Here is a 13,762-nt window from a genome sequence, read left to right on the forward strand (position 1 = left end):
CGATGAACCATAAAAAAGGCACCGTTATTAACAGTGCCTTTACAGAAATTATTTATTATTCAGTAAATTACGCTTTGAATCTCATTGATAGATCCATTGCTTTTAGGTGCTTGGTTAAAGCGCCTACCGAGATGTAATCAACACCCGTTTCAGCAAATTCTGCGATGGTGTCTAGTGTCACGTTACCAGAGTTTTCTAGTGCAGCACGACCCGCGTTAATCTTAACTGCTTCACGCATCATGTCCGTAGTGAAGTTGTCTAGCATGATGATGTCTGCGCCAGCGTTGATAGCTTGCTCTAGCTCTTCTAGGCTCTCAGTTTCCACTTCTACAGGCTTACCCGGGTTTAGCTCTTTTGCTGTTGAAATAGCTTTCTCAATACCACCACAAGCGATGATGTGGTTTTCTTTGATTAGGTAAGCATCGAAAACCCCAATACGGTGGTTGAAACCGCCGCCACAAGCGACTGCGTATTTTAGTGCGCTGCGCAGGCCAGGTATCGTTTTACGAGTATCTAACAGGCGGCACTCTGTGTGTTTAATTTTGTCCGCGTAGATAGCTGTTGCTGTCGCACAACCAGACAGTGTTTGAATGAAGTTCATTGCGTTACGCTCGCCCGTTAGTAGCGCGCGTGCTGGGCCAGTTAGGGTGCAAAGTGTTTGGTTTGGTTCAACCTTGTCGCCATCTTCTACATTCCACTCGATAGTCACTTCACCGCCCAGTTGCTTAAACACTTCATCAGCCCAAGCTTTACCGCAGAACACGCCGTGCTCACGGGTAATAATGGTTGCACTGTTGATTGCGTCTGCAGGGATTAGACTTGCCGTAATATCAGCCGCTGGATCTAACGTGCCACCTAGATCTTCTTTGATGGTCTCAGCGACTGCACGAGTGATCTCTAGAGGCAGTTGCTCTTTTAAGTAGTCAAGGCGTTGGTGGCTGTTATGTGTGTTTTTCATCGCAAATCTAATCTTGAAAGGGAGTGGGAATGGAATGATACTCTTGCTTAACTTCAAATTAAAGAGGCTAGCGCGACTGCTCTTTGGGCAAGGTCACATCTTATTGTGCTAGCAGAAAATAAAGTGAGACCAAGATGACGATCAGCTCCAATGGATGGTATGACAACGCTCGGCATGTTCCTTCCCCGTATTTTGATGCTAGACCGAGTGCCGACGATATCTCTCTGCTGGTGGTTCACAACATTAGCTTGCCTCCGGGTCAATTTGGTGGGCCTTACATTGAACAGTTTTTTACGGGAAAACTCGACCCTGTCGAACATCCGTTTTTTAAGGTGATTCACCAAATGGGCGTTTCGGCGCATTGCTTGATTCGTCGTGATGGGGAAGTGGTGCAGTTCGTCTCTTTCTTAGACCGAGCTTGGCATGCGGGTCAATCGAGCTTCGCTGGCCGTGAAATATGTAATGACTACTCTATTGGCATTGAACTGGAAGGCAGTGACTTTGTTGCTTATACCGAGCAGCAATACCAATCTTTGGCTCAATTAACGGAGACATTGGTGTCGAACTTCCCGCAGATTACGCGTCAGCGTATCACTGGCCATCAATACATCGCTCCGCTACGAAAGACTGACCCCGGTTTGGTTTTTGATTGGAAGAAATATCAAGGCCAACTGAGTTTCTAAATCCGAATTCACAACAAGACTCTGCTCATTGAAGGGCTCTAGATAATCAACGATGAGCATAATTGTTTGTGAATTTTTGTTGTGCTTTTGTAAAGGAAGTGGTCGGACGGGGAGCATCAATAAATCGAGAGTGTGACGAGCTTATCAAACACTCATTTATTAAAACTTATGAACAGAATTTCCACCCTAAATGTGCGCTTGGTTCGATTTTTAAACGAGTGACGCTAATCTTTCTGAAACAATTCATTTTTATCCTGAAACTTTCTAGCACGAACACTCCCCAAAAGTATTACCCCTGTAAATGGTAAGACCAATTTGGTTGCTGTTTTAAATTTCATTTGTTAAATCATGGTTAATTCACGCTGTATTCTATGATGCAGGTCAATTTTAGGCTGGACAGTGGCGTTTTAATTATGTTAATTTCTGCCCAACTTAAAATTGGTATTACCAATTGTCAGCGAAGAAAAAGAAGAACAACAAACTATGGCTTATCAAAGGATTCGTCAGCCAAAACTCTCCGATGTTATCGAACAAGAGTTAGAAAGGTTGATAGTGGAAGGAACACTGGCTCCAGGGCAGCAGCTGCCGCCTGAGCGCGAACTGGCGAAACAGTTCGATGTGTCTCGACCTTCGATCCGAGAAGCGATACAACGTTTAGAAGCAAAACGCTTGCTTACTCGCCGTCAAGGTGGAGGTACGTTTGTTAGCGAAAATATCTGGAAAAGCTTTTCAGATCCTTTGCTTAATTTGTTGTCGTCCCATTCTGAAACCCAACTAGACTTGTTGGAATCGCGTCATGCGATGGAAGGGATTTCGGCTTACTTCGCGGCATTGCGTGGCACTGATGAAGACTTTGCTCGAATTCAAGCATGCCAAGAAAAAATTCGCGGTGCGCAAGATAAGGGTGATATTGAAGCCGAATCTGCAGCAGTGATGGCTTTTCTTATTGCTTTAACAGAGGCAGCGCACAATGTGGTGTTATTGCACATTGTTCGTAGCTTGGCTCCGTTACTCGAACAAAATGTCTTAGAAAATTTAAAGCTGTTGCATCGTCGTAAAGACGTTGTGGAGAAAGTGAGTATACATCGAGCTAACATTGTAGATGCGATCGTTTCAGGGCAGCCAGAACAGGCGCGTGAAATGTCACATTCTCATTTAGCTTACATCGAAGAAACATTGCTGGATTTGACCAAAGAAGAATCGCGCCGCGAACGTTCTCTACGTCGAATTCAACAGGGTAAATAGCCGTAATACTTCGGCTTTTTACGTGTTTAGTAGAATCCAACTAACAAAAAGGATAGATCGCCATGTCTGACATGAAGCATGACGTTGATGCTCTGGAAACTCAAGATTGGTTAGAAGCTCTTGAGTCAGTAGTACGTGAAGAAGGTGTAGAACGTGCACAGTTTTTACTAGAACAAGTTCTAGATAAAGCACGTTTAGATGGTGTTGATATGGCTACAGGCATCAACACAAACTACATCAACACAATTCCAGCAGCACAAGAGCCAGCTTACCCTGGTGACGTAACTCTTGAGCGTCGTATTCGTTCGATTATTCGCTGGAACGCAATCATGATCGTATTGCGTGCTTCTAAGAAAGACCTAGACCTTGGTGGTCACATGGCTTCTTACCAGTCAGCAGCAGCGTTCTACGAAGTATGTTTCAACCACTTCTTCCGTGCTCCAAACGAGACAGACGGTGGCGATCTAGTTTACTACCAAGGTCACATCTCTCCAGGTATCTACTCTCGTGCATTCGTTGAAGGTCGTCTAACTGAAGAACAGCTAGATAACTTCCGTCAAGAAGTTGATGGTAAAGGTATCCCTTCTTACCCGCACCCGAAACTGATGCCTGAGTTCTGGCAGTTCCCGACAGTATCTATGGGTCTTGGCCCTATCTCTGCTATCTACCAAGCGCGCTTCCTTAAGTACCTTGACGGCCGTGGCCTGAAAGAAACTTCAGCGCAACGCGTATACGCGTTCCTAGGTGACGGTGAGATGGATGAGCCAGAATCACGTGGTGCTATCTCTTTCGCTGCGCGTGAGAAGCTAGACAACCTATGTTTCCTAATCAACTGTAACCTACAGCGTCTAGACGGCCCTGTAATGGGTAACGGTAGCATCATCCAAGAACTTGAAGGCCTATTCAAAGGTGCAGGTTGGAACGTTGTTAAAGTTATCTGGGGTAGTAACTGGGATTCTCTACTAGCTAAAGACACTACTGGTAAGCTTCTTCAACTAATGAACGAAACTATCGATGGTGACTACCAAACATTCAAATCTAAAGATGGCGCATACGTACGTGAGCACTTCTTTGGTAAGTACCCAGAAACAGCTGCACTAGTTGCAGACATGACTGATGACGAAATCTTCGCTCTTAAGCGTGGTGGTCACGATTCTTCTAAACTGTTTGCTGCATTCAACAATGCTAAAGAGACAAACGGTAAGCCAACTGTAATCCTAGCTAAGACTGTTAAAGGTTACGGCATGGGTGATGCAGCTGAAGGTAAGAACATTGCACACGGTGTTAAGAAAATGGACATGACTCATGTTCAACACCTACGTGATCGCCTAGGCCTAGAAGACATCCTTTCAGATGAGAAGATCGCTGAACTTCCTTACCTGAAATTGGAAGAAGGTACGCCTGAGTACGAATACATGCACGCTCGTCGTAACGCTCTACACGGTTACACACCTGCACGTCTTCCTAAGTTTACTCAAGAGTTCAAGGTTCCTGAGCTAGACGCATTCGCACCTCTACTAGGTGAACAGAAGCGTGATATCTCTACAACTATGGCTTATGTACGTACGCTAAACATCCTTCTTAAAGATAAGAACATTGGTAAGAACATCGTTCCTATCATCTGTGATGAAGCTCGTACATTCGGTATGGAAGGTCTATTCCGTCAGGTTGGTATCTACAACCCACACGGTCAAGAATACACACCTGAAGATAAAGGCATCGTTTCTTACTACAAAGAAGCAACGTCTGGTCAAGTTCTTCAAGAAGGTATCAACGAACTAGGTTCTATGGCTTCATGGGTTGCTGCTGCAACTTCATACAGCACAAACGATCTACCGATGATCCCGTTCTACATCTACTACTCAATGTTCGGTTTCCAACGTATTGGTGACATGGCATGGCTAGCAGGCGACCAACAAGCTCGTGGCTTCCTACTAGGTGCTACTGCAGGTCGTACAACACTGAACGGTGAAGGTCTACAGCACGAAGATGGTCACTCGCACATCCAAGCGAACACTATCCCGAACTGTATCTCTTACGACCCAACGTTTGCTTACGAGCTAGCGGTAATCATGCAAGACGGTATCCGTCGCATGTACGGTCCTGAGCAAGAGAACGTTTACTACTACCTAACAGTAATGAACGAGAACTACGCAATGCCAGCAATGCCAGAAGGCGCTGAAGAAGGCATCCGTAAAGGTATCTACAAGCTTGAATCTCACGCTGGTGCTAAGGGCAAAGTTCAACTAATGAGCTCTGGTACTATCATGAATGAAGCGCGTAAAGCGGCTGAAATTCTAAGCGAAGAGTACGGCGTAGCATCTGACGTATTCTCTGTAACGTCGTTCAACGAACTAACTCGTGACGGCCAAGCGGTAGAACGTGACAACATGCTTCACCCAGAAGCTGAAGAGAAAGTACCGTACATCACGACTGTTCTTGGTAAAGAACCTGCAATCGCAGTGACTGACTACATGAAGAACTACGCTGAGCAAGTACGTGCGTACATGCCAACTGAGTCTTACAAAGTACTTGGTACAGATGGTTTCGGCCGTTCTGACAGCCGTGCAAACCTACGTCGTCACTTCGAAGTGAACGCTGGCTACATCGTAGTTGCAGCTCTAACTGAACTGGCTAAACGTGGTGACATCGAGAAATCTGTAGTTGTTGAAGCAATTGCTAAATTCGATATCGACACTGAAAAAACTAACCCGCAATACGCATAAGACTGGCATTAAGGTAGGTAAATACAATGACAATCGAAATTAATGTACCAGACATCGGTGCTGACGAGGTTGAAGTAACTGAGATTCTTGTAAACGTTGGCGACAAGGTTGAAGAAGAGCAGTCACTGATCACTGTTGAAGGCGACAAAGCTTCAATGGAAGTTCCTGCGTCTCAAGCGGGTATCGTTAAAGAAATCAAAGTAGCGGAAGGCGATTCTGTTTCTACTGGTTCTCTTATCATGATCTTCGAAGCGGAAGGTGCTGCAGCAGCACCGGCTGCTCCAGCAGTTGAAGCGGCGGCACCAGTTGCAGCTGCTCCTGCAGCGGCAGCTGAGCTTAAAGAAGTTCACGTTCCTGACATCGGCGGTGATGAAGTTGAAGTAACTGAAATCATGGTTGCTATCGGTGACGCAGTAGAAGAAGAGCAATCTCTTCTTACTGTTGAAGGTGACAAGGCTTCAATGGAAGTTCCTGCACCATTCGCTGGTATCGTTAAAGAAATCAAGATCGCTTCTGGTGACTCAGTATCGACTGGTTCTCTAGTAATGATTTTCTCTGTAGAAACAGGTGAAGTAGCGGGCTCTGGCGCTCCAGTTGCATCAGCTCCTGCTCCAGCGGCGGCACCAGTTGCAGCGGCTCCAGCAGCATCAGCTGAAAAAGAAGTAAACGTTCCTGATATCGGTGGTGACGAAGTAGAAGTTACTGAAATCATGGTAGCGGTTGGCGATACAGTAGAAGAAGAGCAATCTCTAATTACTGTTGAAGGCGACAAAGCTTCAATGGAAGTTCCTGCACCATTCGCTGGTACAGTAAAAGAGATCAAGATTGCAGCTGGCGACAAAGTGTCAACTGGCTCTCTAATCATGACTTTCGTCGTGGCCGGCACTCCGGTTGAAGGCGCAGCGCCTGCTCCTGTTGCAGCACCTGCACAAGCAGCAGCTCCAGCGGCGGCACCTGCTCCTAAAGCAGAAGCACCTGCAGCGGCTCCAGCAGCAGCTGGCGACTTCCAAGAGAACGGTGACTACGCGCACGCTTCTCCAGTAGTTCGTCGTCTAGCTCGTGAATTTGGCGTTAACCTTTCTAAGGTTAAAGGTACTGGTCGTAAGAGCCGTATCCTTAAAGAAGACGTTCAGTCTTACGTTAAAGATGCACTTAAGCGTCTTGAGTCTGGTGCAGCTGCATCTGGCAAAGGCGGCGACGGTTCTGCTCTTGGTCTACTACCATGGCCAAAAGTTGACTTCAGCAAGTTCGGCGAAACTGAAGTTCAGAAGCTTTCTAAGATTAAGAAGATCTCTGGTGCTAACCTGCACCGTAACTGGGTAATGATCCCTCACGTTACACAATGGGACAACGCAGACATCACTGAGCTAGAAGCATTCCGTAAAGAACAGAACGCAATCGAAGCGAAGAAAGACACTGGCATGAAGATCACTCCACTTGTGTTCATCATGAAAGCTGTTGCTAAAGCGCTAGAAGCATTCCCAGCGTTTAACTCTTCTCTTTCTGAAGATGGCGAAAGCATCATTCTTAAGAAGTACGTAAACGTGGGTATCGCTGTTGATACACCAAACGGTCTAGTTGTTCCTGTCTTCAAAGACGTGAACAAGAAAGGCATTTACGAGCTATCTGAAGAGCTAATGGCTGTTTCTAAGAAAGCACGTTCTGGTAAGCTAACAGCGGCAGACATGCAAGGCGGTTGTTTCACAATCTCTAGCCTTGGTGGTATTGGCGGTACTGCATTTACTCCAATCGTAAATGCTCCAGAAGTAGGTATCCTAGGTGTATCTAAGTCTGAAATTAAGCCAGTTTGGAATGGTAAAGAGTTCCAACCACGTCTACAGCTTCCACTGTCTCTATCATACGACCACCGTGTGATCGATGGTGCTGAAGGTGCACGCTTCATTACTTTCCTAAACAGCGCACTATCTGACATTCGTCGTCTAGTACTGTAATTGAGAAAGTAATTATTAAGGTGACTTTCGGGTCACCTTAATTCTTTATATAAAGACTATTTTTAGACAACAGTTTCCTGCATTTCTCATAATCTGATGGGGAATTGTTGTCTAGCTCACAGGCTAACTTAAAGCTACTTTCACACTGTTAACATCTCTGTAAAATGTTTCCTGTTTGAAAGCCCAATAATTTTAAGAACATCTACTCAGCCTGTTAGGGATAATGACTACAAGAGGTCACAATGAGCAAAGAAATTAAAGCCCAAGTTGTTGTACTTGGTTCAGGTCCTGCTGGTTACTCAGCGGCATTCCGTTGTGCGGATTTAGGTCTAGAAACAGTACTAGTTGAACGTTACAGCACTCTTGGTGGTGTATGTCTAAACGTTGGTTGTATTCCATCAAAAGCACTTCTTCACGTTTCTAAAGTAATCGAAGAAGCTAAAGCGATGGCAGAGCACGGCGTTGTATTCGGCGAGCCACAAACGGACATCAACAAGATCCGTATCTGGAAAGAAAAAGTAGTTGATCAACTAACTGGCGGTCTTGGCGGTATGGCTAAGATGCGTAACGTTACTGTTGTTAACGGTTTCGGTAAGTTCACTGGTCCTAACAGCATTCTTGTTGAAGGCGAAGGCGAAGCAACAACTGTTAACTTCGACAACGCAATCATTGCTGCGGGTTCTCGCCCAATCAAACTTCCTTTCATCCCACATGAAGACCCACGTATTTGGGATTCTACGGATGCACTAGAACTAAACGAAGTACCTGAAAAACTGCTTATCATGGGCGGCGGTATCATCGGTCTTGAGATGGGTACGGTTTACCACTCTCTAGGTTCTAAAGTTGAAGTTGTAGAGATGTTCGATCAAGTTATCCCTGCTGCGGATAAAGACATCGTTAAAGTTTTCACTAAGCGCATTAAGAACAAGTTCAAGCTAATGCTTGAAACTAAAGTGACTGCTGTTGAAGCAAAAGAAGACGGTATCTACGTTTCAATGGAAGGCAAAAAAGCACCAGCTGAAGCTGAACGCTACGATGCTGTTCTTGTTGCTATCGGTCGTGTTCCAAACGGTGCACTTATCGACGCTGAAAAAGCGGGTATCGAAGTTGATGAGCGTGGTTTCATCAATGTTGATAAGCAAATGCGTACTAACGTTCCTCACATCCACGCGATCGGTGATGTTGTTGGTCAACCAATGCTTGCTCACAAAGGTGTGCATGAAGGTCACGTAGCTGCTGAAGTTATCTCTGGTAAGAAGCACTACTTCGACCCTAAAGTAATCCCATCAATTGCGTACACTGAGCCAGAAGTTGCTTGGGTAGGTAAGACTGAGAAAGAAGCAAAAGCGGAAGGCATCAATTACGAAGTTGCTACTTTCCCTTGGGCTGCTTCTGGTCGTGCAATCGCTTCTGACTGTGCAGACGGCGTGACTAAGATGATCTTCGATAAAGATACTCATCGCGTAATCGGTGGTGCTGTTGTTGGTACTAACGGTGGTGAACTTCTTGGCGAAATCGGCCTAGCAATCGAAATGGGTTGTGATGCAGAAGATATCGCTCTTACTATCCACGCTCACCCAACTCTACACGAGTCTGTTGGTCTAGCTGCGGAAGTATTCGAAGGTTCAATCACTGACCTTCCAAACAAAAAAGCAGTGAAAAAGAAGAAGTAATTCTTTCTTAGTCACTCGCTAATGTTTTTAAAAGCCGCTGATTTGTCAGCGGCTTTTTTATGTCTGAAGTAAGGCGCAGGAACGTTTCACTCCGAGATGCGAGTACGCTGCGCTCCGGGATACGAAGAGCGAGTGCTAAAAACAAAAAAGGATTGACGCAATACGCCAATCCCTAAGTTTTTTTCGAAGACCGAATTTCAAATCTATTTATAAATGCACAGCATGTTCAAATAGCTATCCGTTAAGCTTGAAAGCTCTTCTGGCGTTTCTACACGTTTCGCTTGGATGAATAGCGAGTAGCAAATGCCGTGGAATAGATTCGCTAGATGTTTAGGGTCGTGATCGTCACAGACTTCGCCGCGTTCAATCGCTTTGCTAAACATGTTTTGTACTAACATTTGGTTAGTGCGGTTCGTTGTTACGAATAGCGGCCATACTTCATCACGAGTCGAAGCGCTCCATTCGAACCATACATTTAACCAATGGCTATCTTGAGCCACTAACGTCACCATTTCAGTCGCAATATTATGTAGGTTTTGTTTTGCGTGAATATCCAGATCGATATTGTCTGAAAGGAAGTTAGAGAATTGGCGTACAACGTGATTTAGTACTTCATCAACCAGATCTTCACGGGTTGGGAAGTAGTTAAATACCGTTGCGACAGACACCTGAGCGATGTCTGCAATATCAGCGTGTCCACCACGACCGATGCCGCGGCGAGAGAATACCTCAAGAGCGATTTCCATCAATTGAAGTTTTCTTTTTAAAGGTGAAAGCCTAGTTCTAGGTCTCTTAGATATTGAGTCCATTTTATTTTCCTTGCCAACGAAATTTTTATATTAATGATTTTATTATTATTTAAGCCAAGATGAGTGTAATGGTGCATATGCGAATGGTCAATCCTTTCAGCTTGTTTTATAGACAGTTACATCAAACTTGATACATAAAGCGTGATCAGCATTGATGTGAAAGGAGACGAGTATTGGATAAGGCACCAGCGCACATTTCGTGGAGAATCTGACAGTAAATTCGAACCATAAGGTGGTGTGGGTATTTGAGCAGTGCTAGACTTACGCACAAAATTGAGCGACACAACTGACGAAACTGTCAACATTCGTCGCAATCACCAAATAAAATGAGAGCAGTATGAAGCATACAGTTGAAGTCATGATCTCTGAGCAAGAAGTTCAGGATCGAGTGAACGAACTAGGCAAACAGATCACGGAACACTACAACGGTAGTGAAGATCTAGTTTTAGTTGGCTTATTGCGTGGATCTTTTGTCTTTATGGCAGATCTTGCTCGTGCTATCGATTTAACTCACCAAGTTGATTTCATGACCGCGTCTAGCTACGGCAACGGCATGGAAAGCTCACGTGATGTTCGTATTTTGAAAGATCTTGATGATGATATCCAAGGTAAAGACGTTCTACTTGTAGAGGATATTATCGATACAGGTAACACGCTGACTAAAGTAAAAGAGATTCTGAGCCTACGTGGTCCTAAGTCTATCGAAATTTGTACGCTATTAGACAAGCCTTCTCGCCGTGAAGTGACTGTCGATACAAAATGGATTGGTTTTGAGATCCCAGACGAGTTTGTTGTTGGTGTTGGTATCGACTACGCACAAAAATATCGTCACCTACCGTACATCGGTAAGGTAGTACCTCAAGAGTAATCATTACGCTTGTGGTTTAGAAGTCATTAAAAAGCCCGCTTGATGCGGGCTTTTTGTATATATGACGGAATGGGTTAGCTTTGTTGACTAAGAAGAGGCGTCGTTAAGATCTTGTTTAATGCATCTAAGTGACTGTTCTCTAAAGTATCGTTACTTGAGCAACGTACGCCAAGGTCCTGTAGCTTGCCATCGCCAATACCATAAACCACACCATGGATTTCAACGTCTTGGCCACGCTCCCACGCATTTTGCATAATGGTTGAGTTACCTAGGTTATAAACCTGTTCTGCGACGTTAATTTCGCATAACTTGTCACCCCATTGCTCACGAGGAAGCCCCTCGATTTGCTTGCGGTATTTTAGGTAATTGTCACGGATGTGCAGTAACCAGTTGTTGATAAGACCAAGTTTAGGGTTATCAATCGCCGCGTTAACACCGCCACAACCGTAGTGACCACAGACAATAATGTGTTTCACTTTAAGCACATCTACTGCGTACTGAACAACAGATAGACAGTTTAGGTCTGTATGAACCACTTGGTTGGCCACGTTTCGGTGAACAAACAGTTCTCCAGAATATAAGCCAGTCAGGCGCTCGGCTGGAACTCGGCTATCTGAACAACCTATCCATAGAAAACCAGGGCTTTGACCCTCTTCAAGCGTTGTAAAATACTCAGGTCTTTCAGAGCGAATTTCTTCAGACCATTTGGAATTGTTCTCAAAAAGCTGTTTTATTTCTGGCATCTTGCTTCTTACATCCCTCAATTAAGATGCTTAACTATACACAATGTTACAAATTCAATCTCGTAAAAACTGCGTCAAAATGTACTCATCTGACGTGTTCTAGTACGGAAAATCATAAACTTAGCCCACTATCAATAATCCGGTTATAAGACATGAATAATGTGATTGAATTAACACTTTCTGAACACTTGATACATTTGCTAAAGTGATAAGGTTTGTCATTTCATCATCAGGAAGGTGTGTTTTGTTTGGAAGTCGTTTTACGGATATCAATCTCAAAGGGGATATGTTTGGCGGTGTAACTACAGCCATCATCTCGTTACCTTTAGCATTGGCATTTGGTGTTGCTTCTGGCGCGGGAGCTGAAGCTGGCTTGTGGGGCGCCATTATGGTTGGCCTATTTGCAGCATTGTTTGGCGGTTCGAGTAGTTTGATTTCTGAACCTACCGGCCCGATGACGGTGATCATGACTGCCGTAATGACGAGTATGGTTGCTAAATATCCTGAAACGGGTATGGCAATGACCTTTACTGTCGTGATGATGGCCGGTGCATTCCAGATATTACTTGGTACGTTAAAGCTAGGAAAATACGTCACTTTGATGCCATATAGCGTGATCTCCGGATTCATGTCGGGCATTGGCGTTATTCTGATTATCTTGCAGCTGTCTCCATTGTTAGGGCATGCCGCTCCATCCGGTGGTGTAATGGGCACGCTCTCTGCTTTACCTGATACGCTAGCAAACTTAAAAGTGAGTGAGCTATTTCTAGGTGCTCTGACACTCGGTATTCTTTTTGGCTTCCCCGCTAAGTATCGTAAGTATGTGCCTGCTCAACTGGTCGCGTTAGTGGCTGTAACGCTCTTGTCCGTCATTATTTTTGATACCGACTCTATTCGCCGTATTGGTGAAATCCCAGCTGGTTTACCTTCCCTCGTTATCCCTACGATCAGCGCTGAACAGTTTACTACTATGGTTATCGATGCCTTGGTGCTTGGTACATTAGGTTGTATTGATACGCTTTTGACCGCGGTTATCGGAGATTCATTGACTCGTAAAGAGCATGACTCAGACAAAGAGCTTCGTGGCCAAGGCATTGCCAATATGATCTCTGGCCTGTTTGGTGCACTACCTGGCGCGGGTGCCACTATGGGGACTGTAACCAATATTCAGGTGGGAGCGCGTTCTCCGCTTTCAGGTGTTATTCGAGCTTTAGTACTTGCGCTCGTGGTATTGGTTGCAGGTGGTTTAACAGAACCGATTCCTATGGCAGTGCTGGCTGGTATCGCGATGTATGTTGGTTTCAATATCCTAGATTGGAGCTTTATCCAGCGCGCGCACAAGGTTAGCTATGCCGGCATGGGCGTGATGTACGGCGTGATGCTATTGACTGTGTTTGTTGACTTGATTATTGCCGTTGGACTGGGTGTGTTTATCTCGAATATTCTGATTATTGAAAGATTAAGCCGAGAGCAAGCCAGACAAGTTAAGGCGATCAGTGATGGTGATGATGAAGACGATATCCCATTGACTGATAGCGAACGTCAGTTACTCGATAGTGCCAATGGTAAGGTGCTATTCTTCTACCTATCAGGGCCGATGATATTCAGCGTTTCAAAGGCGATTTCACGTCAGCACTCAAGTATCTCTGACTATGAAGCGATGATTCTAGACCTGACAGATGTACCTATGATTGATGTCACTGTTGGCCTAGCGCTAGAGAATGCGATTAAAGATGCATTGGATGCGCAGTGTGAGGTGTATCTGCTGTGTCCTAATGAGAATACTCGTCAACAACTAGAGAAGTTCCACGTGATTGACCTAGTACCTGAATCCAACACTTATCGATTCAGATATGAAGCCCTGACGGCAGCAACAAGCTATGTCGACAGAGATGAGCATCAATTTGAGTCAGTTTAATTTTTCAGTAATAAGCTGATATGAATGACCTGATATGAATAAGCCATAGACGCTCACTTCAAGACTGATCATTAATGCCGTTAAGTGAATCACTTAGCGGCATTTTTATATTTATTGAACGTTGATTTAGTCTTCACGTAGCCAAGACGCTTATTTGTTTTCGAAAGAAACTCTCACACGATATTTG

At 44.7% G+C, this 13,762-nt stretch carries 10 protein-coding genes; 7 read left to right on the forward strand and 3 right to left on the reverse strand.

The window, feature by feature from the left end; translation table 11 throughout:
- Positions 1 to 67: 67 nt before the first annotated feature.
- Complete coding sequence (gene nadC, locus AB4307_RS01735; RefSeq protein WP_004738163.1) at positions 68 to 958, reverse strand: carboxylating nicotinate-nucleotide diphosphorylase; 891 nt, start codon at positions 956 to 958, stop codon at positions 68 to 70.
- Between the two features lie 134 nt (positions 959 to 1,092).
- Here nadC and ampD point away from each other — a divergent pair, with 134 nt between their 5' ends.
- The 5 genes from ampD (at position 1,093) to lpdA (ending at position 9,237) form a co-directional block, all read left to right on the forward strand.
- Positions 1,093 to 1,641 carry a 1,6-anhydro-N-acetylmuramyl-L-alanine amidase AmpD gene (gene ampD, locus AB4307_RS01740; protein WP_372130924.1) on the forward strand — a complete coding sequence of 183 codons (549 nt, stop codon included), beginning with the start codon at positions 1,093 to 1,095 and terminating at the stop codon, positions 1,639 to 1,641.
- A 483-nt stretch (positions 1,642 to 2,124) separates the two neighbouring features.
- Positions 2,125 to 2,886, forward strand: a complete 762-nt coding sequence (gene pdhR, locus AB4307_RS01745; RefSeq protein ID WP_029225519.1) for a pyruvate dehydrogenase complex transcriptional repressor PdhR — start codon at positions 2,125 to 2,127, stop codon at positions 2,884 to 2,886.
- Positions 2,887 to 2,948: 62 nt separating this feature from the next.
- Complete coding sequence (aceE, locus tag AB4307_RS01750) at positions 2,949 to 5,612, forward strand: pyruvate dehydrogenase (acetyl-transferring), homodimeric type (protein ID WP_017059442.1); 2,664 nt, start codon at positions 2,949 to 2,951, stop codon at positions 5,610 to 5,612.
- Positions 5,613 to 5,638: 26 nt separating this feature from the next.
- A complete protein-coding gene (aceF, locus tag AB4307_RS01755; RefSeq protein ID WP_372130926.1) occupies positions 5,639 to 7,564 on the forward strand; it encodes a pyruvate dehydrogenase complex dihydrolipoyllysine-residue acetyltransferase in 1,926 nt (641 codons plus the stop codon).
- Positions 7,565 to 7,806: 242 nt separating this feature from the next.
- Entirely contained in the window at positions 7,807 to 9,237 is a 1,431-nt protein-coding gene (lpdA, locus tag AB4307_RS01760; RefSeq protein ID WP_017059440.1) for a dihydrolipoyl dehydrogenase, read from the forward strand.
- Between the two features lie 203 nt (positions 9,238 to 9,440).
- Here the strand turns inward: lpdA and AB4307_RS01765 are convergent, their stop codons facing one another.
- On the reverse strand, positions 9,441 to 10,046 hold the full coding sequence (locus AB4307_RS01765) for a LuxR/HapR/OpaR family quorum-sensing transcriptional regulator (RefSeq protein ID WP_019824386.1): 606 nt from the start codon (positions 10,044 to 10,046) through the stop codon (positions 9,441 to 9,443).
- Positions 10,047 to 10,383: 337 nt separating this feature from the next.
- On the opposite strand from AB4307_RS01765, the gene hpt reads away from it, so the two are divergent.
- The gene (hpt, locus tag AB4307_RS01770; RefSeq protein ID WP_017059438.1) at positions 10,384 to 10,914 is read left to right on the forward strand and encodes a hypoxanthine phosphoribosyltransferase; all 531 of its coding nucleotides are present in this window, start codon (positions 10,384 to 10,386) and stop codon (positions 10,912 to 10,914) included.
- 74 nt (positions 10,915 to 10,988) lie between these two features.
- On the opposite strand, the gene can is transcribed toward hpt, so the two are convergent.
- Complete coding sequence (gene can, locus AB4307_RS01775; protein WP_017063246.1) at positions 10,989 to 11,657, reverse strand: carbonate dehydratase; 669 nt, start codon at positions 11,655 to 11,657, stop codon at positions 10,989 to 10,991.
- A gap of 286 nt (positions 11,658 to 11,943) precedes the next feature.
- Between can and AB4307_RS01780 the strand changes: the two genes are divergently transcribed.
- On the forward strand, positions 11,944 to 13,575 hold the full coding sequence (locus tag AB4307_RS01780; RefSeq protein WP_017063247.1) for a SulP family inorganic anion transporter: 1,632 nt from the start codon (positions 11,944 to 11,946) through the stop codon (positions 13,573 to 13,575).
- Positions 13,576 to 13,762 lie beyond the last annotated feature (187 nt).

Origin of the sequence: Vibrio sp. 10N.261.52.C2 (assembly GCF_041471425.1) — a bacterium.
Taxonomy (GTDB): Bacteria; Pseudomonadota; Gammaproteobacteria; order Enterobacterales; family Vibrionaceae; genus Vibrio; species Vibrio crassostreae_C.